19 protein-coding genes and 1 tRNA gene are annotated in these 22,338 nt (G+C 44.0%); 16 read left to right on the top strand and 4 right to left on the bottom strand.

Annotation, left to right across the window (positions count from 1 at the left end; translation table 11 throughout):
• The first annotated feature begins 139 nt into the window (after positions 1–139).
• From AB5618_RS17565 to AB5618_RS17520, 10 genes are all read left to right on the top strand, one after another.
• Positions 140–1,417 carry an ABC transporter substrate-binding protein gene (locus AB5618_RS17565; RefSeq protein WP_148461677.1) on the top strand — a complete coding sequence of 426 codons (1,278 nt, stop codon included), beginning with the start codon at positions 140–142 and terminating at the stop codon, positions 1,415–1,417.
• 83 nt (positions 1,418–1,500) lie between these two features.
• On the top strand, positions 1,501–2,436 hold the full coding sequence (locus tag AB5618_RS17560) for a carbohydrate ABC transporter permease (protein WP_227199100.1): 936 nt from the start codon (positions 1,501–1,503) through the stop codon (positions 2,434–2,436).
• Positions 2,437–2,455: 19 nt separating this feature from the next.
• Positions 2,456–3,310 (top strand): carbohydrate ABC transporter permease, encoded by an 855-nt coding sequence (locus AB5618_RS17555; RefSeq protein ID WP_148461675.1) that lies wholly within the window; start codon positions 2,456–2,458, stop codon positions 3,308–3,310.
• Between the two features lie 82 nt (positions 3,311–3,392).
• Positions 3,393–4,703: an alpha-L-fucosidase gene (locus AB5618_RS17550; protein ID WP_173716896.1), complete on the top strand. Its 1,311-nt coding sequence runs from the start codon at positions 3,393–3,395 to the stop codon at positions 4,701–4,703.
• A 6-nt stretch (positions 4,704–4,709) separates the two neighbouring features.
• Positions 4,710–5,960, top strand: a complete 1,251-nt coding sequence (locus AB5618_RS17545) for a Gfo/Idh/MocA family protein (RefSeq protein WP_118582303.1) — start codon at positions 4,710–4,712, stop codon at positions 5,958–5,960.
• Positions 5,947–6,774: an acyltransferase domain-containing protein gene (locus tag AB5618_RS17540; RefSeq protein ID WP_118582306.1), complete on the top strand. Its 828-nt coding sequence runs from the start codon at positions 5,947–5,949 to the stop codon at positions 6,772–6,774. The genes AB5618_RS17545 and AB5618_RS17540 overlap by 14 nt, the downstream gene beginning before the upstream one ends.
• Positions 6,775–6,921: 147 nt before the next feature.
• The gene (locus AB5618_RS17535) at positions 6,922–7,851 is read left to right on the top strand and encodes a sugar phosphate nucleotidyltransferase (RefSeq protein ID WP_173735096.1); all 930 of its coding nucleotides are present in this window, start codon (positions 6,922–6,924) and stop codon (positions 7,849–7,851) included.
• A 36-nt stretch (positions 7,852–7,887) separates the two neighbouring features.
• The gene (locus AB5618_RS17530; protein WP_173735113.1) at positions 7,888–8,970 is read left to right on the top strand and encodes a phosphotransferase enzyme family protein; all 1,083 of its coding nucleotides are present in this window, start codon (positions 7,888–7,890) and stop codon (positions 8,968–8,970) included.
• 202 nt (positions 8,971–9,172) lie between these two features.
• Positions 9,173–10,189 (top strand): UDP-glucose 4-epimerase GalE, encoded by a 1,017-nt coding sequence (gene galE / locus AB5618_RS17525; RefSeq protein ID WP_118582312.1) that lies wholly within the window; start codon positions 9,173–9,175, stop codon positions 10,187–10,189.
• Complete coding sequence (locus AB5618_RS17520; RefSeq protein ID WP_173735095.1) at positions 10,189–10,797, top strand: HAD family phosphatase; 609 nt, start codon at positions 10,189–10,191, stop codon at positions 10,795–10,797. Before galE ends, AB5618_RS17520 begins: the two co-directional genes overlap by 1 nt.
• A gap of 56 nt (positions 10,798–10,853) precedes the next feature.
• Here the strand turns inward: AB5618_RS17520 and AB5618_RS17515 are convergent.
• A tRNA-Phe gene (locus tag AB5618_RS17515) sits at positions 10,854–10,926 on the bottom strand.
• A 175-nt stretch (positions 10,927–11,101) separates the two neighbouring features.
• Here AB5618_RS17515 and AB5618_RS17510 point away from each other — a divergent pair.
• The 6 genes from AB5618_RS17510 (at position 11,102) to AB5618_RS17485 (ending at position 17,569) form a co-directional block, all read left to right on the top strand.
• Positions 11,102–12,958, top strand: coding sequence for a DUF6020 family protein (locus AB5618_RS17510; RefSeq protein WP_118582318.1), 1,857 nt, complete (start codon positions 11,102–11,104; stop codon positions 12,956–12,958).
• A gap of 166 nt (positions 12,959–13,124) precedes the next feature.
• A complete protein-coding gene (locus AB5618_RS17505; protein ID WP_173716894.1) occupies positions 13,125–14,123 on the top strand; it encodes an NAD(P)/FAD-dependent oxidoreductase in 999 nt (332 codons plus the stop codon).
• A 55-nt stretch (positions 14,124–14,178) separates the two neighbouring features.
• On the top strand, positions 14,179–14,481 hold the full coding sequence (gene trxA, locus AB5618_RS17500) for a thioredoxin (RefSeq protein WP_118582321.1): 303 nt from the start codon (positions 14,179–14,181) through the stop codon (positions 14,479–14,481).
• A gap of 5 nt (positions 14,482–14,486) precedes the next feature.
• Complete coding sequence (locus tag AB5618_RS17495) at positions 14,487–16,226, top strand: B12-binding domain-containing radical SAM protein (RefSeq protein ID WP_173735094.1); 1,740 nt, start codon at positions 14,487–14,489, stop codon at positions 16,224–16,226.
• 211 nt (positions 16,227–16,437) lie between these two features.
• Complete coding sequence (locus tag AB5618_RS17490) at positions 16,438–17,025, top strand: AIR synthase-related protein (RefSeq protein ID WP_148461669.1); 588 nt, start codon at positions 16,438–16,440, stop codon at positions 17,023–17,025.
• 43 nt (positions 17,026–17,068) lie between these two features.
• Positions 17,069–17,569: a tRNA (cytidine(34)-2'-O)-methyltransferase gene (locus AB5618_RS17485; protein ID WP_148461668.1), complete on the top strand. Its 501-nt coding sequence runs from the start codon at positions 17,069–17,071 to the stop codon at positions 17,567–17,569.
• A 67-nt stretch (positions 17,570–17,636) separates the two neighbouring features.
• On the opposite strand, the gene AB5618_RS17480 is transcribed toward AB5618_RS17485, so the two are convergent.
• From AB5618_RS17480 to AB5618_RS17470, 3 genes are read right to left on the bottom strand one after another with little or no spacing between them, the layout of a single operon-like run.
• The gene (locus tag AB5618_RS17480; RefSeq protein WP_148461667.1) at positions 17,637–19,142 is read right to left on the bottom strand and encodes a HAMP domain-containing sensor histidine kinase; all 1,506 of its coding nucleotides are present in this window, start codon (positions 19,140–19,142) and stop codon (positions 17,637–17,639) included.
• On the bottom strand, positions 19,139–19,840 hold the full coding sequence (locus tag AB5618_RS17475) for a response regulator transcription factor (protein WP_118582333.1): 702 nt from the start codon (positions 19,838–19,840) through the stop codon (positions 19,139–19,141). Before AB5618_RS17475 ends, AB5618_RS17480 begins: the two co-directional genes overlap by 4 nt.
• 22 nt (positions 19,841–19,862) lie before the next feature.
• A complete protein-coding gene (locus AB5618_RS17470) occupies positions 19,863–22,244 on the bottom strand; it encodes an endonuclease MutS2 (protein ID WP_195589120.1) in 2,382 nt (793 codons plus the stop codon).
• Positions 22,245–22,338: the final 94 nt, after the last annotated feature.

Below are 22,338 nucleotides of genomic sequence, written 5' to 3'. Positions count from 1 at the left end.
ATTTTCCTTATTTTTATTGTGAAAATGTCAATAAATACCTGTAAATTGCAAACGGGATTCATTCAAAAATACCAAAAACAAGGGTAAAATAAGGACAGTTAAAGCAAAGACGTATAATTTATGAAGGAGGATTTTTGTAATGAAGAAAAAAATGGTAAGTGTTTTACTGGCAGCAGCAATGGGGACTACTGCACTGGTTGGATTTGGAACGACTGCTTATGCAGATGATGATGTTCTGGAATTTTACCATGGATATTACCAGGATGAGAGCGAGTGGGCTGCAGCTCAGGTTATGAGGGATATCTATGATGAGTTCGCAAAGGAACATGCTGATGGATCAGTTACATTCAAACCAATCGCTGTAGAAAACAGAGATGACATTGTAAGTGCACAGGTTGCTGGCGGTTCCTTCCCGGATCTGGTAGATGTAGGCGGTGGCGGAGTTCCGCAGGCAGCACTTTCCCAGGATCTGGTATACGATCTGAAACCGTATATCGATGAAAATGGTCTGCAGGATGCAGTTGGTCTTAACTATACACAGCATGATATGGATGGTCATATTTATGCAGTGCATGATCAGATTGAGAGCCGTGGCTTATGGTATAATTCCGATATTTTTGAAAAAGCCGGAATTACAGAGGAGGCGTTTGCAGACTGGGATTCTTTTGGAGAAGCAATGGAAAAAATCTGTGCTCTGGACGAGGATGTGTACGGATACATTGCAGGACAGGGCTCCAGCTATATTGTAAACACAGTTATGGCTTCTACAGATGAAGGAAAGAAAATGCTGGAATCTGAGCTGACAGAGGACACCATCAATTCAGAGGAATTTGCAGCTGCATTTAAGACTGCTGCAAACCTGGATCAGGCAAATGGTTCTGAGCATACTACAGATGATAACGGAAATCTTATGGCAGAATTTAATACAAATGGTAAGGCTGGTGTTCTTTTCAATGGTGTATGGAATGCAAGTGGAATTGATGCGTCTTTAACAGATGCCATTGAGCCTGCTTTATTCCCTGGAAATATTGCAATCGCTTCTGCAGGCGGCGGACTTGCTGTGGCAAATAACATGAGTGATGAGAAAACAGAGCTGGCACTTGAGTTTATCAAATATATGACAAGTGCTGAGGTTCAAGAAAAAATCTTCACTGGCGTACAGGCAAATCCATGTAACACAACAGTTGATTTGAACGCACTTGCAGAAGAGAGTGATGATGCAGCTACAAGAAAGCTTGCACAGGCTTGTTCTCAGGTAAATGAAGCTGATACTGTAGTGATTGACATGAACTATACCTGGGGATCTGACGTGGACAAAGCTATCATCAATGCATTGATGGAGTGTGCGGTATCAGGAACAGATATTGATGCAAGATTTGCAGCACTTCAGACAGAGCTGATCGCGTTGGTTGCTTAAAGCACACAGCTGTGATGAACAGAAACTATGAATGAAATAGAAGAGGGAGGGGAGAAATCTCTTCCCTTTTTGGAGGTATGAATTTGGAAAATCAGAATGCTGCGAAAAAAAGAAAGAATAAGCTGGGTACGCGGAGAAAAGGATTTATTATAGCGTTTCTTGCGCCTACCCTGATCGCATTTTGCGTATTTTATCTGTATCCCATTATTACGGTGTTTATCACTTCTTTCTGCAAATGGGATTATACCAATATTACTAGTCCGGAGTTTTTCGGCTGGAGCAATTTGTGGGATAATTATGATTATATTTTTAACAAGTATCCATTTTTCTGGGAAGCACTGAAAAATTCAACCACCTGGGCCATTCTTGGAACAGTGGTACAGATTCCCATTGCTGCTTTGATCGCTCTGGCCCTGTCCAGAAAGGTAAAAGGTATTAAATTTGTACGAAATGTCTATATTATTCCGAATATGATCTCAACTGCCGCTATGGGCATTGTATTTTTACAATTGTACAACCCTTCTTATGGAATTATCAACCCGATCATTCGTCTTTTCAACAAAGAATTCAGGGATAATATCCTACTTCTGAAAGGACCGGCTTTTGTGGCCATGACCTGTGCCTATATTTTCTTTACAGGAACTACAACTTTAATGATTTTGGGGAATATTATGGCAGTGCCGGAAGAGGTAAGAGAAGCGGCTATGCTGGATGGGGCAAGCGGTCTGAGACAGGACTGGTATATTACAATCCCTATGATCAAAGGAACTTTAAAAACAGTATCCGTTCTTGCTGCAACCTCCGGCTTCCTTCTTTATAACGAGGTTTATTTCCTGACAAAAGGAGCTGCAGGAACCTACAGTATCAGTTACATTATCCGCGAGCTTGCCATTACCAGTCCGAGAACCCAGTTTGGACGAGCCAATGCAGTGGCAATGATCCAGATCCTGGCTGGGATGGTGATCATTCTGGTGATTAATTTTGTATACAGCATTTCTTTCAGGAAAGAGAAAGAATAAGAAGGAAAAGAGGATGAATATGAAAAAAACAAATACCTTGAAAGGTGTAAATAGTATGCCGGCGGGAACCAGGATCGTGACTTACATTTGTCTTGCGTGGGCGCTGATCGTGTCGTTGCTTCCCATTGGCTGGCTGGTTTTATCCAGCCTGAAAAAAGATCCTATGGCGAGACCTGGCTTTCAGCTTCCGGAATCCATTTGTCTGGATGGTTATATTTCCACATTTAAAGATTTACATGTGATGAGATATTTTGGAAACAGTCTTTTTGTCGCAGGTGTTTCCGTGGTGATCAGTGTGGTGATGATTTCCATGTCTGCATATGTGGTAGCGCGAATGGAATTCAAAGGAAAAGCACTGGTAAATGTACTTTTGTATTCCACCATGTTTATCCCAGCCACAGCCCTTACTTATCCGGTATATAATCTGGTAAACCGCCTGCATTTATATGATACAAGATCTGCGCTGATCCTGATTTATTCCTGCAGTGGAATTGCAGTGAGTTTTTTTGTGATCAAAAACTATTACGACAATATCCCAAGAGAGCTGGAAGAGGCGGCGAGAATTGACGGATGTGGGTATGTACAGACCTGGATGAAAGTAATTTTTCCAATTGCACGTCCGGGAATTATGACAGCAGCTGTGCTTGCGTTTTTGAATAATTGGAATGAGTATTACTGGGCCTCTCTTGTGCTGATCACAAGGGAAAAGCTGACAGTACCGGCGCTTTTGTCTACTTTCACAACAGCCTTTAACACCAATTATAACGGACTTTTTTCCGCTATGGTGATTATCATTCTTCCGCCTGTGCTTCTGTACTGTATTTTCAGCAGATTCTTTATTGAGGCACTGTCTGGCGGAGCCGTGAAAGGTTGACAGGTGAAATGAAAGTTTTTTGATAAAAATGCTGAATATACAAAATTTTCTGATATAATGAAGAAGACAGGAGAATAGAAACATGAATGAGGAAATAAGACAGCGCACCAAATGGTTTATGGAAGACAGATTCGGTATGTTTATTCATTGGGGATTATACTCCATTCCAGCATGCGGTGAATGGATGATGTCACAGAAAGAAATGACAATTGAGGAATACAGTAAGTATTTTGATCAGTTTGATCCTGTGGATTATGATCCGAAGAAATGGGTTTGTCTGGCAAAAAAAGCAGGCATGAAGTACGTGGTACTTACAGCAAAGCACCATGACGGATTTTGTCTGTTTGACTCTAAACTGACAGACTACAAGTCAACAAACACAAAAGCAGGCAGAGACCTGGTAAGAGAATTTGTAGATGCATGCCGAGAGGAAGGATTAAAGGTTGGTCTTTATTTTTCCATTATCGACTGGCATCATCCGGATTTTCCTAAATATGGAGACAGGCAGCATCCTATGCGAAACAATCCGGCATATAAAGATGAAAAAATTGATTTTGACAGATATCTTGCGTATATGCATGGCCAGATAAAGGAACTTGTAACAGGGTATGGCAAGCTGGATCTTCTATGGTTCGATTTTTCCTATGACGATATGACCGGAGAAAAATGGAAAGCCACAGAGCTGATCAAAATGGTTCGAAAGTATCAGCCGGATGTGATCATTGACAACCGTCTGGAAGGTGCGGGGGATAACCATGGCAGCATTACAACAGAGAAACCACTGATTTACAGCGGTGATTTTGCAAGTCCGGAGCAGATCATTCCTCCAAAAGGAGTATGTGATGACAAGGGAGAACCCATTCCATGGGAACTTTGTGCCACTATGAATAATCATTGGGGATATTGCAATTTCGACCATCAGTATAAGACCCCTCAGATGCTTGTAAGAAAGCTGGTGGAATGTGCCAGCAAGGGTGGAAATATGATCCTGAACGTGGGACCAGATGCCCGTGGAAATATTCCGGAGGAGAGTGTTCAGATTCTCACAGAAGTTGGAAAATGGATGAAAAAAAATGGGGAGAGCATTTACGGATGCGGAATTTCCAAATTGGAAAAGCCGGATTGGGGAAGATATACCCAGAAAGGTGACATCATTTATGCTCATGTTTATGAGACACCGCTTGGAGCACTTCCGCTGTATGGAATCGGCCCGGATAAGCTGGAATCTGTTACATATCTTGCAGACGGCAGTGAGGTGAACAGAGGGGAAGCATGGAATACGGTGCTGTATCCGGATGTGGCCTTTGTTTCCTTCGGAGATGATCCGGTATTTACCTATCCATTGCCAGATGAAAAAGATACGGTTTTAAAAATACGTTTGCGACAGGAGTAAAAGAGTATGAAAAAGGTAACGAGTATTGTAATTGGAGCAGGCCTTAGAGGAGGTCATGTTTATTCTCAGTATGCACTGGACCATCCAGATGAATTTCAGGTGGTGGCAGTTGCAGAGCCGGATAAAGAGCGCAGAGAGAGCTTTGCAAAAAGACACAATATTCCGGAAGAGCTTTGCTTCGAAAGCTATGAAGAGCTTCTTGGAAAAGAAAAGCTGGCAGATTGTGCCATGATCTGCACCATGGACAGGATGCATTATGAGCCTACGATCATGGCTCTGAAAAAGGGATATCATGTACTTTGTGAAAAGCCCATGTCTCCCGACAAGAAAGAAATCATTGAAATGGGAGAGATGGCGAAGAAATACGACCGTATTCTGTCCGTGTGCCACGTACTTCGGTATTCTCCGTTCTTTTCCAAATTAAAAGAACTTCTGGAAGAAGGCAAAATAGGAAGACTTATGACTATCCAGCATATGGAAGAGGTAGGTTACTGGCATCAGGCACATAGCTTTGTAAGAGGAAACTGGAGAAATGCAGAGGAATCCAGTCCTATGATCCTGCAGAAATGCTGTCATGATATGGATATCATGCTGTGGCTGGCAGACAGTAAATGCGAAAGCCTTAGTTCCTTTGGTGAACTGTCTTATTTTACAGAGGAAAATGCACCGGAAGGAGCTCCTGCTTATTGTCTGGATGGATGCCCACATAGAGATGAATGTGCTTTCTATGCACCACGCTTTTATCTGGAGAATTTAGATGGCTATCTGGTACGTGCAGTGACCGATCAGACAGATCCGGAGCATGTATTGGAGGCTTTGAAAAAAGGACCTTACGGAAGATGTGTATTCCACTGTGATAATACAGTAGTAGATCACCAGTCCGTTGACATAAAGTTTGAAAATCAGGTAACAGCGTCCTTCCTTATGACAGCCTTTACAGACCAGTGTGCTAGACGGATCCGTCTTATGGGAACAAAAGGTGAGATCAAAGGCGATATGGATGCAGGTACTATTGAGATCAGAGATTTTGTCAGTGGGAATCTGGAGACAATAGAGCTTCACACACCTGCAAACGGACATAACGGAAGTGATATGAGTATGATGCATGATTTTGTCCGTATGGTAGGAGAAGGAAGAAAGGGTAAAACAGACGCTGCTGTTTCCGTGGAGAGTCATCTGATGGCACTGGCAGCAGAGGAAGCAAGAATAACGGGACAGGTTGTAAATCTCAGAGGATTTGCCAATGAAAATAAATGAATTTTTAGCTGAAATCAACATGCTGCCGGAGGCTGTGCATCTGCTTAATGAGCTTCAGGAATCCGGACGCATTGGGGAGGAAGAATATCAGGAAAATAAGCTTTTGTATGAGAAAGACAGAGCTTTGTTTTATGAAAAAATTCTTTTGGAAAAGGATTATCGGCTTGTGTTTCTGTATTATTTATGCCGCATGGGCGCCGAAACCTATGATGCTTATGAAAAGCGGGGAATCAGCCGGGAAATTTTCAGGGACACTTTTTACGATCTGACCTTTTGGTGTGAAAACTGTTTTCTGGAATATGGAGAGTATGGAATTGATGAATACGACTGGTTTTTCCGCCATATGAAGCTTACCATTTTCAGGCTTGGAAGAATGCAATTTGAAATCATGGATTCCCGCTGGAATTTTACAGCAGGAGAAAGAATGGTAAAAAAAGGAGATCCGATCATCAGTATTCATATTCCACAGGGCGAAAAGCTCACACTGGAGAGTGTGAGGGAATCCATTATTCAGGGAATGGCTTTCTGGGGAAAAGAGATGCCGTATCTGTGTCATTCCTGGCTGCTCTATCCGGGGCTTAAAGACATTTTGCCGGAGAAAAGCAATATCATTATGTTTCAGAATCAATTTCAGATTGTAGAAACAGATTGGGATGAGCGTGAGGCTGAATGGCGTATTTGGGGAAAGGTACAGCGGAACCTGAATGTATATTCCGAGAACACATCTCTTCAGAGAGCTGCAAAGAAATATCTGAAGTCAGGAAAAGTGCTGGGGAGCGGTCTGGGAATATTAAAACCGGAGTATTTCCTGTGAAATAATTGATAGAAATTGACAAGAAGAGATTTGTCTGTTACCATCGAACCAGGGGCAATTGTTTGTCCCTGGTATCGTTATGAATAAGCAACAAAGCGGATCAGGAATATCCGTTTTGACAAATAAAAAATGGGAGGCAGCAATAACATGAAAAAGCCGGTATTGGTAGTAATGGCAGCAGGTATGGGAAGCAGATATGGTGGCCTGAAGCAGATCGATCCTATTGATAAGGACGGGGACATTATCATTGATTTTTCTATCTATGATGCTATTCAGGCAGGGTTTGAAAAAATTGTATTTATTATAAAGAAGGAGAATGAGGCTGATTTCCGTGCTGCTATCGGAGATCGTATGAGTAAGCATATCCAGGTGGAATTTGTATTCCAGGATCTGCATAATCTGCCGGAAGGCTTTACAGTTCCGGAGGGACGTGTGAAGCCATGGGGAACCGGACATGCGATCATGAGCTGTATTGATGTGATTGATGGACCTTTTGCCGTTATTAATGCGGATGATTATTATGGACGTCATGCATTTAAGATGGCGTATGATTTCCTTACAGAGAATCAGGATAAAGACGGTATTTATCAGTACATGATGGTAGGCTACAAGCTTGAGAACACATTGACAGATAATGGACATGTGGCTCGTGGTGTTTGTGTGACAGACGAAGAGGGATATCTGAAGGATATTAATGAGCGCACCCATATTGAGAAGAGAGATGGCGGTGCTGCTTATACCGAGGATGATGGTGCTACATGGACAGAGCTTCCTATGGATGCTACGGTGTCTATGAATATGTGGGGATTTTCTGCAAGCATTCTGAAAGAACTGAAGGACAGATTCCCATTATTCCTGAAAGAAAATGTGGAAAAGAATCCTCTGAAATGCGAATATTTCCTTCCATTTGTTGTAGATGAGCTTCTTGGCGAGAAGAAAGCAACTGTCAAAGTTCTGAAATCCATGGACAAATGGTACGGAGTTACTTATAAAGAAGATAAGCCGGTAGTAGTTGCTGCAATTCAGAAGCTGAAAGATGACGGTCTTTATCCTCAGAAGCTTTGGGAGGAAAAATAAGTGGGAAAAACAAAAGATGCAAACCATCAGGAACTGATGGAAGTAATCAACAGCTTTGATTTTGGCGGTGAACTTGAAGAGGTCGGCATATTTGGAAATGGCCACATAAATGAGACTTACTGTGCTGTATTTTCCACAGAAGCCGGACAGAAGCGCTATATTCTCCAGAAAATGAACAAGCAGATTTTCAAAGATCCTGTTGGTCTTATGGAGAATATCAGTGGCGTCACCTCCTGGCTGAAGAAGAAAATTCTGGAAAATGGCGGGGATGCAGAGCGCGAAACCCTGAATATCGTAAATGACCGTGCAGGAGCTCCTTATTTGGTGGATAAAGAAGGAGAGTACTGGAGAGCATATCTGTTTATTGAGGATGCAACCTGTTTTGAACAGGTGGAAAATGATGAAGATTTTTACCAGAGTGCTCTTGCATTTGGTAATTTCCAGCGTCTTCTTGCAGATTATCCGGCAGATACGCTTCACGAGACAATTCCGAATTTCCATAATACTGTGAAACGATTTGCTGATTTTAAAAAAGCTGTGGAAGAGGATGCATGCGGACGGGCTGCTGATGTTCAGAAGGAGATACAGTTTGTCCTGGAAAGAGAGCAGCTGGCCCATACACTTGTGGATTTACTGGATGCAGGTAAGCTGCCACTTCGTGTAACGCACAATGACACAAAGCTGAATAATATCATGATCGACAATGTTACACATAAGGGAATCTGTGTGATCGATCTGGATACGGTAATGCCGGGACTTTCTCTGAATGATTTTGGTGATTCCATTCGTTTCGGCGCAAGCACGGCAGCAGAGGATGAGCAGGATATTTCCAAAGTGTCCTGTGACCTTCATCTGTTTGAGGTGTATGTAAAAGGATTTCTGGAAGGCTGCGGCGGTGCCCTCACAGATCTGGAGGTGGAAATGCTTCCGATGGGTGCAATCCTGATGACCTTTGAGTGTGGAATGCGTTTCCTGGCAGATCATCTGGAGGGAGATCATTACTTCCGCATTCATCGCGAAAATCATAATCTGGACCGCGCAAGAACCCAGTTTAAGCTGGTCTGGGATATGGAACAGAAATTATCTAAGATGAAAGCTATTGTAGAAAAATATAAATAGTGGTATTCTAAACCTGGCAGGCATAAAAAATGCCTTCCAGGTTACTAATAAGGATTGCAAAGAATGGACATAAACCATCACAGCTGCTGTTTGCGGATAACATTTCGTGGAGTGCTGCGAAAAGAGAAAACAGCAGAAGGTTATTTGTTTATTGATTGTGATGAGTGGTGGGAACTTTGCAGTAAACGAGGAGGAAAATATCATGGCAATTTTAGTAACAGGCGGTGCAGGATACATTGGAAGCCATACAGTTGTAGAACTTCAGAATTCCGGTTATGACGTAGTAGTTCTGGATAATCTGTCTAATTCCAGCGAGAAGGCCCTTGACAGAGTTTCCAAGATCACAGGCAAGCCGGTTAAATTTTATAAGGCAGATATCCTGGACAGGGAAGCCCTTGACCAGATTTTTGACAAAGAAGACATTGACTCCTGTATTCATTTTGCCGGACTGAAGGCTGTTGGAGAGTCCGTTGTAAAGCCTTGGGAATATTATGAGAATAATATTGCAGGAACCCTGACTCTTGTAGATGTAATGAGAAAACATGGTGTTAAGAATATTATTTTCTCTTCCTCTGCAACTGTATATGGAGATCCGGCACAGATCCCGATCACAGAAGAATGCCCGAAAGGACAGTGTACCAACCCATATGGCTGGACCAAATCCATGCTGGAGCAGGTTCTTACAGACATCCAGAAAGCAGATCCGGAGTGGAACGTAATGCTGCTTCGTTATTTTAATCCGATCGGTGCCCACAAGAGCGGAACCATCGGCGAGAACCCAAATGGTATCCCGAACAACCTTATGCCATACATCACACAGGTTGCTGTTGGCAAACTGAAAGAGCTTGGCGTATTCGGTAATGACTATGACACTCCGGATGGAACCGGCGTGAGAGATTATATCCATGTAGTAGATCTTGCCAAAGGTCATGTAAAAGCGCTTAAAAAGATCGAGGAGAATCCTGGACTTGCAATCTACAACCTTGGCACAGGAAAAGGCTACAGTGTTCTTGATATTGTGAAGAACTTCGAAGCTGCAACAGGCGTTAAGATCCCATATGCGATCAAACCACGTCGTGCAGGCGATATTGCTACCTGCTACTGTGATGCTTCCAAGGCAGCGAAAGAGCTTGGCTGGACAGCTGAGAATGGCATCCGTGAGATGTGCGAGGATTCCTGGAGATGGCAGAGCAATAACCCGAATGGTTATGAAGACTAATGATTCGGAATTTAATTTTTGATGTTGGAGATGTACTGGTGGAGTATCGCTGGTTTGAGATGCTGACCAGGGACTACGGTCTTTCTGAAGCTGAGGCGAAGAGAATTGGCGGGGAAATGTTTGACAATGAGATCTGGGTACAGGGACTTGACGGAGGAAAGCTGAGCCTTGAGGAAGCCATTCATCAGTATGAACTGAAGTACCCGGACGATGTGGATGTGATGGGCTGGTTCCTTCGAAACGGAGAGCAGATGGCTGTAAAGCGCCCGGAGGTCTGGGACAAGGTTGCAGCGCTGAAGGAAAAGGGTTATAAGATTTACCTGCTTTCCAATTACTCAGAAGAGCTGTTCCATGTGCACACCAAGGAAGCGAAATTCCTGAATGTACTTGATGGGGGAGTTGTTTCCTATCAGGTTCATGCCCTGAAGCCAGACAGGAAAATTTATGAAATCCTTCTGGAGAAATATAGTCTGAAAGCAGAAGAGTGTCTGTTTTTCGATGACCGCATGGATAATGTGGAAGGTGCGAAGAAGGTAGGAATTCAGGCGATACAGGTGACATCCAGAGAGATGCTGAACGAAACATTAGATAAAATGCTTACAAAATAAATGAGGCCGCCCCTTCGGGGGCGGCTTTTTCCAGAGCGTGTTTGAAAAATAAAAAATGCCCAGAGCCGGAATCGAACCAGCGACACGAGGATTTTCAGTCCTCTGCTCTACCAACTGAGCTATCTGGGCATTTATAAGTTCTCTGAACTTACAGTGCATATAATAGCATAGAAACTGCTTTGACGCAACAAAAATTTCAAAAAATCTGTAAATTCCAAAAATTTACCTTGTAAAAACCACGCCTTGCTTTTCATATATAGTAATGTTAGAATGGCAGTGTGATAAAAGTCGGGAGGATTTATTGGTGGAAAAAAAATTAAAAAAATATACTTTGCCGTTTATTGCCGCCATTTTAACAGTGTTTGCTCTTTCCATGACGGGCTTGTATGCTGGTTCGGCAGATAATCCGGGAGAAACATTTCTTTCTTTATGCAAGAAAGAGATGACAGGAATCGGAATCGACAAACTGGTGGTTCTCATTGCAATCATTGCATTGTACATGAAATGCTGGAAGAATTTTTGCAGAAGCTGTAAATGGATCACGCATCTGATCGCCGCCATGTTTTCTGTTTTTATGCTGATCGGAATGTCCTTTTCCGTGCAGGGAAACTGGACCTTCTTTACAGCTGGGAGAAATCAGATTCTGATCGCATTGCTTACATGGGCAGGATTCTTTTTTCTGTTTGATATAGTGATCAGTCTTTTATATGCATATGGAGAGAAGCATCCTTTTCTGCACAGCAGGAATATAAAGAAATTTCCGGAATTTATGGAAAAACACTACCTTCTGGTAGCATTTTTGCTGATTTTGGCAGGATGGCTTCCCTATATCCTGATCTTCTGGCCAGGAAGTGTTCCCTATGATGGCTTCCGGCAGCTGAATATGTTTGCCGGAAATCAGAGATTTACAAACAAGCATCCATGGGAATTAAGCCTTATAATGGGAGCCTTGATGACAATTGGAAATGTGATCAGTGATAACTGGGGCATTTTCATGGTGGTTGGCGTGCTGGCACTGATTTATGCGGTATGTTATGCCACTGTTTGTTATAAACTGAAATCATGGGGAGCACCAAGATGGTTCAATATCTGCTGTATTGCATTTTTCAGTCTTGTGCCTGTATTTGGAGCTTATTCCCAGACGATCATTAAGGATGGAAGTTTCAGCGCTCTGTTTTCCCTTTTCATGGTAATCTATGTGGAATGCTGCATTCCCACCCTTCGGGAAAAAAGCGGTCAGTCTTTAAGACAGCAGCTGACAGTGCTGTTTCTGGTTGGCTTTGGCATGTGCATTACCAGAAATAATGGACTTTACATGGTGCTTCCTGCATTTATCCTGTTATTCTTTTTCCTTGGAAAAAAACGCAGACTGTATGCAGTTGGAATGGTGATCCTTGTGACAGTGGGCTACATGGGGCTTCAGAAAGAAGTGGCACCGAGACTATACATTGGTAATTTCCCATCCAGAGTATTTTTCTCAATTCCAATGCAGCAGACAGCCAGATATCTGAAGGAATATCCGGATGATGTGACAAAGGAAGAAGCTAAAGCAATTGACGGGGTGATGAAGTATGATGAGATTGCGGATTTGTATAATCCGGAACTGTCTGATCCGGTAAAGGCAACTTATCGCGGCGGACATATTACCATGGCGAAGCTGAAACGCTACTTTAATGCCTGGTTCAGCATGTTTCTGAGGCATCCGGGGGTGTATATAGAAGCCACACTTCATAACAGCTATGGATATTATTACCCATTTCATAATTGCACCGCGCAGAGCTCCTACCGCTTCTATACAGTAAATGAGCCGCTGATTGAAGAGTCAGATTATCATCAGATCTTTTCCGCAGAGACAAGGAATCAGCTGAAACGCTATGCCGATCTGTGGAGTCAGATTCCAGGTCTTGCGCAGATCTGCAATGCGGGAACCTACACATGGATCGTGATTCTGCTCCTTGGATATCTGATCTACAGGAAGCGATGGAAAGGAATCCTGGTATTGGCTGCCCCGGCGCTGAATGTGGCAATCTGTATAGCTTCTCCGGTAAACGGTCTTCTGCGTTATGCGTTTCCGTTGATGGCGTGTATGCCAGCTGTGATATTCTGGGGACTGGCTTATGCAGAGAAGGCTATAGACGAAAAAAGAACCGACGAAAAATGAAAAGTCTGAATTTCTTTTATGGAAAGTATATTGTCAGGTAACTATTTAACAGGTACTATTCCGGGAAGGGTATAACTGTGAAGATACTGAACCGTGAAATTGTAAGAAAAATAACAATATATGGGAAAGATTGGAATCATGAGAAAGGCAGGTGATTCTGAAGTATATGGAAAAAATAATCATTATCGGTGCCGGACCGGCAGGAATTTCCGCAGCTTTGTATGCTGCCCGGGCAAATATGAATCCACTGGTGATCAATAACGGCATTGGTGCTTTGGAAAAAGCAGAAAAAATAGAGAATTATTATGGTATGGAACATCCTGTTTCCGGGAAAGAATTATTTGAGACAGGACTTGCACAGGCAAAAGCATTAGGCGTGCGGATCCTGGAGGCACAGGTGCTGGGGATTGGCGGGTTTGATACTTTTACAGTAAAGACAACAGCAGGTGATTTTGACACCATCAGCGTGATCCTTGCCACAGGAAGCAAACGAAAGGCTCCTGCAATTCCGGGGATTAAGGAACTTGAGGGAAGAGGTGTCAGCTACTGTGCTGTGTGCGACGCATTTTTCTACAGGGGAAAGGATGTTGCAGTGCTTGGAAACAGCGACTTCGCTCTTCATGAGGCAGAAGAACTGGCACCTATGGCTGGTTCTGTTACCATTTACACAGATGGGAAAGAACCGGAGTTTTCCAGGAAATCTTCTTTTGCGGTGAATACAATGAAAATTCAGTCTGTAGAGGGAGACGAGAAGGTGTCCGGACTGCGTCTGATCTCTCAGTCTGAGACGGATGCAAAATCAGATACTGACGGAGAGAAGAACTTTCAGCTTTTGCCAGAAGGAAAGGAAGCTGAAATGGAAGCTTCAGAGCTCCATAACCCGGAGAGTCCGGTAAGGGATTCCACGGAGACATTTGTCCCGGCAGACGGCGTTTTTGTAGCTCTTGGAACTGCAGGAAGTGCAGAGATGGCAAGACAGATGGGCGCGGCACTTACTGAGAAAGGTAACATCAAGGTAAACGAAAAGATGGAGAGCACCATTCCGGGGCTTTTTGCAGCAGGTGACTGTACCGGCGGTCTTTTGCAGGTGGCAAAGGCAGTTTACGATGGTGCCCAGGCAGGACTCAGTGCAAACCAGTATGTGAGAAACAGACAAAAAAAGTAGAATTTCGGCATGAAATCAGAGAGAAGAATAGACCGATAGAAAGGATGGATCAATTATGGCAAAAGTAATCACAACACAGAATTTTGAAGAGGAAGTATTAAAATCCGAGAAACCGTTTCTTCTTGATTTCTGGGCAACCTGGTGCGGACCATGCATGCGTCAGGGGCCAATCGTGGAGGAACTGGGAGAGGAAGGTTATGCAGTAGGAAAGCTTGATGTGGATCAGAACATGGAGCTTGCACAGCAGTTCCGGGTTATGAGCATTCCTACCCTGATCATTTTCAAGAACGGAGCAGAAGCACACCGTCTGGTTGGTCTTACGGATAAAGAAGAGTTAAAGAAACTTCTGGACGAGTAAGAACGATGAAGATATTACTTGCAGCATGTAATGCAAAATATATACATTCCAATCTGGCTGTCTTTAACCTGAAAGCCTGCGCAAAAGAATATGACAGCAATGTTGTACTTCGGGAATACACCATCAATCAGCAGAAGGATGACATTCTGAAGGATATTTACAGATGTCACCCGGATGTGATCTGCATATCCTGCTATATCTGGAACATTACTTTTGTGCGGGAACTGATGCAGGATCTGAGAAAGATCCTGCCGGATGTTCCTTTCTGGGCGGGAGGCCCGGAGGTATCGTATGATGCAGAGGAATTTCTGAAAAAAAATCCGGCATTTGATGGTATAATGGTTGGAGAAGGAGAGGAGACCTTCCTGGAACTGGTGAAGCACTATGTGAATAGAAGTCCTTCTCTGGAGGAAACCACCGGACTTGTGTACTGTAAACCAGACGGTACAATTCAGAATAACGGATGGCGGCAGATCATGGATTTAAGCAGGGTACCTTTTGCTTACGAAAATCTGAAGGATTTTGAAAACCGTATTATCTATTATGAGAGCAGCCGGGGCTGTCCTTTTTCATGCAGCTATTGTCTGTCTTCTGTGGACAAGAAACTGCGTTTTCGCGACCTGGAACTGGTAAAGAAAGAACTTCAGTTTTTCCTGGATCACAAAGTACCACAGGTGAAATTTGTGGACAGAACCTTTAATTGCAGGCACGATCATGCAATGACCATCTGGCAGTACATAAAAGACCATGATAATGGAATTACCAATTTCCACTTTGAGATTTCCGCAGATCTGTTGAGGGAAAATGAACTGGAACTGATGAGCACCATGCGTCCGGGGCTGATCCAGCTGGAAATCGGTGTACAGTCCACAAATCCGGACACTATTCGTGCTATCCACAGGACTATGGATTTTCCGAAGCTGGCAGGGATTGTAAAACGCATCCACAGTTTTAAGAATATTCACCAGCATCTGGATCTGATCGCTGGTCTTCCTTATGAGGATTATGACAGCTTTCACCGGTCCTTCAATGATGTTTATGCACTTCGTCCCCAGCAGCTTCAGCTTGGATTTCTGAAGGTTCTGAAGGGCTCTCATATGAAAGCGATGACAGAAGAATATGGCATTGTGCATAAAGAACTGGAGCCATATGAAGTACTGGGAACCAGGTGGCTGCCATATGAAGACATTTTGAAGCTGAAAATGGTGGAAAGTATGGTGGAACTGTACTATAATAGTGGACAGTTTCAGAATACCATCGCCTGTGTGGAGCCTTTGTTTGAGGATGCTTTCACATTGTATGAGAAGCTGGGACAGTTTTATGAGAAAAAAGGTTATTCAGAGATTTCCCATTCCAGAATGCGCAGATATGAGATCCTGCTGGAGTTTGTGAAGGAAGAACTGGAAGAAAAATCCGCAGGAAAATCTGGAAATCAGGATCCTGAGGTGGAGAATCCTGCGGGAAAAGCTGCGGAAGATTGCAGAGGAATGGAAACTGCGACCTGGGAAAAGGTGGCAGACAGCATGATCTACGACCTGTATCTTCGCGAAAACCTGAAAAGCCATCCATCCTTTGAGTATGACCAGAAGCCCTATGAGAAAGCAGTCTGGGAGTACAGGCGCCAGGAAAAGGTGCCAAGGACAGCACATATTGAGGTGTTCCGGGATGGAAAAATATTGCTGTTTGACTATGAAAACCGGGATCCACTGCTTCATAATGCGGCAGTGAAGGAAATTCAGATATAATAAAGAAAGGGTGTAACTGTTCGGCTGGCCGTATTGACATGGCGTATATTTGTAGTCTGTAAAGTGCCGGATGGTTATGAGAGGTTAAAAAATTATGGGAATGTTTGATCCAAAGAAAAGAAAACTTGTAACTGCGATCATTGCTGTTATTCTTGTTCTGGCAATGGTAGTTCCTACTGTCATTTCTCTTCTTCTGTAGGGAAAAGAGAAAATGAGGCTTGGAAAAGCGGCTATGGAAGCACTGCAGGCTGAAATCAGCGGGCTTCTTACGCCTGGAAACGAACTGGTGGTGGCTGGAGCCATTGCTCTTTACGGCACAGCGCAGATTGCAAGGGAAAAGCATGAGATTTTAAGAGAGCATTTTTCAGAAGGTTTTTTGCGGGAGGCAGAGAATCTGAGAACCCTTTACGGGATAGCGGATGAGATAAATGTAAAAGAAGCTGGCGCTACCGCTTTTTATGCAATGGGCGAGGGCGGTTTTCTGAGTGCTCTGTGGAAGATGGCGGAGGCTTCCCAGGTGGGACTGGAAATGGATTTTTCCAAGGTACCCATACGCCAGGAAACAATTGAAATTTGTGAAATCTTTGACATTAATCCTTATAAGCTGAATTCGGAAGGGGCTGTTCTGATCGGTATTCCGGCAGGAGAAGCATTGGTGCAGGAGCTTCGCAGAATGGGCATGATGGCAGCCGTGATTGGACAGACGAATGCTGGAAATGACAGAATGCTTTACTACAACGGGAATGGCAGGTATCTGGAGCGGCCGGCTAAAGACGAGATATATAAGATTCTGCCTTAAAATCGAAATAAAACTGCAGTAATTACAGGAGAGTATAAAAACTATGGGAACATTAAACATTGTACTTCATGAGCCGGAGATTCCGGCAAATACAGGAAATATAGGACGTACCTGTGTGGCTACAGGAACCAGGCTCCATCTGATCGAGCCGTTGGGATTTTCATTAAGTGAGAAAGCACTGAAACGTGCCGGAATGGACTACTGGAAAGATCTGGATGTAACTACTTATCTGGATTATGAAGATTTTCTGGAGAGAAATCCTGGAGCGAAGATTTATTATGCGACTACAAAAGCTCCTCAGACTTATGCGGATGTGAAGTATGAGGACGACTGCTTTATCATGTTTGGCAAGGAGAGTGCAGGAATCCCGGAAGAGCTTCTCCGTGACAATCAGGAGACCTGCGTAAGGATTCCCATGCTGGGAGAAACAAGATCTCTGAATTTGAGTAATTCGGTTGCCATTATTCTTTATGAAGCCTTTCGTCAGCATGACTTTGCCCATCTGAAACTGGAGGGGCATCTGCGCAAGTATGACTGGAAATAGTAAAAGACCTGGAGCTTTTTTCGAACACGCTCCAGGTCTTCGTTTATAAAAAGAATTGCTGAATAATTTATTTTGCTTTCTTTAAAGTAAAAATGAATTCTGTTCCAACACCTTCTGTGCTGATCACATTAATATTCTGATTATGAGCTTTGATGATCTCTTTTACAATAGAAAGCCCAAGTCCTGTACCTTTCCGGTCTTTTCCGCGGGAGGTATCTGTCTTGTAAAATCTGTCCCACACCTTGGACAGGCTGTCCTTGGGGATTCCCACTCCGTGATCCTTCACAGAAACGAAAACCTTATCATTTTTTACGGATGTTTCAATGTTGATCGAGGAATTGTCATTACTGAATTTGATTGCATTGTCCAATAAATTGTACAGTACCTGCTGAATCTGTTCCATATCTGCCTCTACGAACAGCTCTCTTCCGGAAAGCAGCAGTTCCAGGTCAATATTCTTTTTGGAACAGATTACCTCAAAAGTATTGGCAGTATTTTTGATCACATCATTAATATCAAATTTGCGGATATTCATCATCCGTTTCCGTTCATCCAGATCATTCAGCACCAGAAGGCTTCGCGTCAGTTTTTCCAGACGGTCAGCTTCATGGGAAATGATGTTTAAATATTTGTCCTGTAATTCCGGGGGAATGGTGCCATCCAGAATTGCCTCCACATATCCTTTGATGGAAGTCAGAGGAGAGCGGAAATCGTGGGAAACATTAGCAATAAAGGTGCGCTGGTATTCTCCGTTCTGGTTGATCTTGTCTGCCATGTAGTTCAGGGTTTTGGCAAGATAGCCCATTTCGTCCTCGGATTTCACTGGAATGCGATAACTCAGATCTCCGTTGGCATATTCGGATGCCCCTTTGATGATCTGCTCCATTGGAGTATGGATCCATTTCTGATAGCAGAGAAGGAGCAGTCCGCACAAGGCATACACGGCAAAAAAAACCATCTGAAGAATTCCAAGAAGACCGCTTCGTTTCTGATAAAGCTGCTGCATGTCATAATGGTAGGTAACATAGCCTTCTGTTACACCGGAATTTTCCACCGGTATCATCACATTAAGATGGGGACTGGAAAAATAGCCATAAAAATTACTGATCTGATATTGGGTATTAAGCCAGGAATCCAGATCAGAATAGGGTATGGAAATTGTGTTTGCAGCAGAGACTTTTTCAGAGGATGCTCCATTCTCTGGGATTTTATCTGTTTCTGAAGTCTGAACTTCAGAATCGGCAGTGGATTTCGCAGAACTGAAGTTATATTCCAGATTTGAGGACTGCACGATCACATGGAAATTTTTATCCAGGATCAGTATCCCGGCTTCCTCTCCGGAAGCCAGAATATCCATAATCTTTTCCAGTTCTTTGCTATCATTGTCTGCAACCTGCTGTACAGTGACAGCATCAGAAGCAAATCGTACAGCACTGTCATACAGCCTTGCGCCAACTTCTTCTTCCAGATAGGTTTCCACGAAATGAGAGCCACCTGCTGTAGCGAAAAGGAAGCCTACAATTCCAATGAAAATGTAACTGCAGATCAGTTTGCTGTGAACCGTTTTTCTCATTCGCTTTTTACCTCAAACTTGTATCCGATTCCCCAGACTGTTGAAATAGACCAGTTCGGATGATCTTTGATTTTTTCGCGCAGACGTTTAATGTGAACGTCTACAGTTCTGGTATCGCCAATATATTCGTAGCCCCAGATGTGGTCCAGAAGCTGCTCTCTGGTGAATACCTGATTGGGTGAGGAAGCAAGGAAATAGAGAAGCTCCAGCTCCTTAGGCGGCATGTCTACCTGTTTTCCCATATAAGTAACGGAATAGTTGGTAAGGTTGACAATAAGATCCGGATAAGTGGCACATTTCTCATCGCTTACAACTGCAGCCTGTTTGGGCTGGAAACGGCGTAGAACTGCACGGACACGGGCAACCAGTTCTTTTGAATCAAAAGGCTTGATAATGTAGTCGTCGGCGCCAAGCTCCAGGCCAAGTACCTTGTCAAAGGTTTCTCCTTTTGCGGAAAGCATAATGATCGGCACGTCTGAGGTGTGGCGGATCTCACGGCAGACCTGATAGCCGTCAATACCTGGAAGCATCAGATCCAGAAGAATCAGGTTCGGGCGAAAAGTCTGAAATTCTTTTAAAGCCAGCTCGCCATCGTTTACAATTTTTGTTTCGAAACATTCTTTGGTAAGATACAGAGAAATCAGCTCTGCAATATTGTTGTCATCATCGACAATGAGGATTTTCTGTTTAGCAACCATAGTTTCTCCTTATAAAATATAGTTATTTCTTAAATTCTACAATGGTAACACCAGCATCTCCTTCGCCAAATTCAGCCAGGTGGAAATCTGCCACATGCTTCTGGCGGCGGAGATAATTGTGTACTCCTTTTCGAAGGGCACCGGTACCTTTACCATGTACGATACGCACGCTCTTTAAGTGTGCCAGATAAGCGTCATCCAGATATTTATCCAGTTCTGCCACAGCCTCATCTACAGTTTTTCCAAGAAGATTGATCTCTGTGGAAACACTGGTAGACTTGGACATGCGGATTTTGCCTGCTCCTGTTCTGGAAAGTCCAGGAGTGTTGATAACTGGTTCGTCAACAAGCTCCAGGTCAGAAATATGAACTTTGGAACGGATGATACCCATCTGTACAAAAAGAAAGCCTTTGGAATCGGGATGACTGCTGACAGTTCCTTTCAGATTCATGCTCAGTACCTGAACGGTGTCTCCAAGGGAAAGATCCTTAGGCTTCAGCTCTTTTTTCGGTTTCTTTACGGTGGTGTTTATGGACATGCCCTTTTCGGCTTTGTTCATGCGGTTTCTAAGATTCTGGCGTTCTTTTTCAATGGCAGCAGTGTCCACGTGATCTTTCTGGAATTTGTGGAACATTTTCATGGTCTGATCTGCGTATTCCTTAGCATCTGCAAGAATCTTACGGGCTTCTTCGTTGGCTTCGCGCAAGATCCGCTCTTTACGTTCGTCCAGCTTCTCCTGCTTGGACTCTAACTCCTGTTTCAAGGAAGCAATCTGGGTTTTGTAACGCTCTGCTTCCTGACGCTCGTTTTCGATGATCACGCGGCTGTTTTCCAGGGAGGTAAGTACATCCTCGAAGGACTCGTCCTTCTGGCTGATCTGATCTTTGGCGCGCTCAATGATAAAGTCCGGAAGTCCAAGTTTGGAAGAAATCGCAAAGGCATTACTCTTTCCAGGAACACCGATGAGCAGGCGGTAAGTAGGACGCAGGGTTTCCACATTAAACTCACAGCAGGCATTTTCAACGCCGTCAGTGGACAGGGCGTAAACTTTCAGTTCACTGTAATGGGTGGTTGCCATAGTGCGGATGCCTTGTTCATGCAGGAAGGACAAAATGGAGATGGCAAGTGCCGCTCCTTCTGTCGGGTCGGTACCAGCGCCAAGCTCATCAAAAAGCACCAGAGAGTCCTGATCTGCTTTTTTCAGGAAAGACACTACGTTGGTCATATGTGAGGAAAAGGTACTGAGAGACTGCTCGATGCTCTGCTCGTCCCCGATATCTGCGTAAACCTCACGGAAAACAGAAAGCTCGGAGCGGTCCAGGGCTGGAATGTGAAGTCCCGCCTGTCCCATCAGGGTCAGAAGTCCAACTGTCTTAAGGGAAACGGTTTTACCACCAGTATTTGGTCCGGTTACAACAAGGAGGTCGAAGTCTTCTCCAAGACGGATGTCAATGGGAACGGCTTTTTTTCTGGGAATGAGCGGGTGGCGTGCCTGTTTCAGGTGAATGCGTTTCTCTGTATTGAAAATGGGTTCTGTGGCATTCATATCCAGTGCAAGTCCTGCTCTGGCAAAAATGAAATCCAGCTGGATCATAATGTCAAGGTCTGCGCGAATGGCGTCCACATTCTGGGCTGTCTGTTCACTTAAGGCAGCGAGAACTGCCTCAATCTCTTTCTGTTCTTGAAGCTCCAGCTCGCGGATGTCGTTGTTTAGTTTGACAATCGCCAGAGGCTCAATGAATAAAGTGGAGCCGGTGGAAGACTGGTCGTGGATCATACCTGGAACCTGACCTTTGTATTCGGCTTTTACCGGGATACAGTAGCGGCCGTTTCGCATGGTGATAACGGAGTCCTGAAGGTAATTACGGGCGCTGCCGTTTACCAGAGAGGCCAGCTGGGTGTGGATGCGGTCATTGGCAACTTTCATGCTGCGGCGTACATGCATCAGACCGGCACTGGCGTCGTCACTGATTTCGTCCTGGGAAATGATGCAGCGGCGGATTTCGGCTGAGAGGGGAGTCAATGGCTCCAAACTCTCAAACATGCCGTCCAGAGAGTCTTCTCTTGCATCTCCGCGCTCATTTCGGGAGTAGGCTTTGACACGGTTGGTATTTTCCAGAAGTCCGGCAATGGCAAGGAGTTCGGAAATTCCAAGGGAACTTCCGATTTCCAGACGTTTCAGTGAGCCGCGCACGTCTTTTACGCTTCCAAAGGAGATGTTTCCTTTCTGGAAAAGGCGTGTGAGGGCGTCTCTGGTCTGGGTCTGCATATGACGGATTTCGTAAACATCTTCAGAGGGCAGGAGGTGCCTGCACAGGTCTTTCCCCATCTGGGAAGAAGCCTTCTCTGTCAGTTGGTCGATGATCTTGTAGTATTCAAGTGATTTTAAAGCTTTTGGATTCATAATATCTCCTATAAATCAATTGCTATTTAGTTGATTAAAAGTTCTTCAATGCGGACGCATTTGGACAATGTGTATTACTCACTCGCCGGCGCAA

Origin of the sequence: Ruminococcus sp. J1101004sp1_RTP21198st1_B9_RTP21198_201120, assembly GCF_040924245.1 — a bacterium.
Lineage (GTDB): Bacteria > Bacillota > Clostridia > Lachnospirales > Lachnospiraceae > Blautia_A > Blautia_A faecis.
Note: the sequence above shows the minus strand (reverse complement) of the source record. Positions and strands in the feature narration are given on the sequence as shown.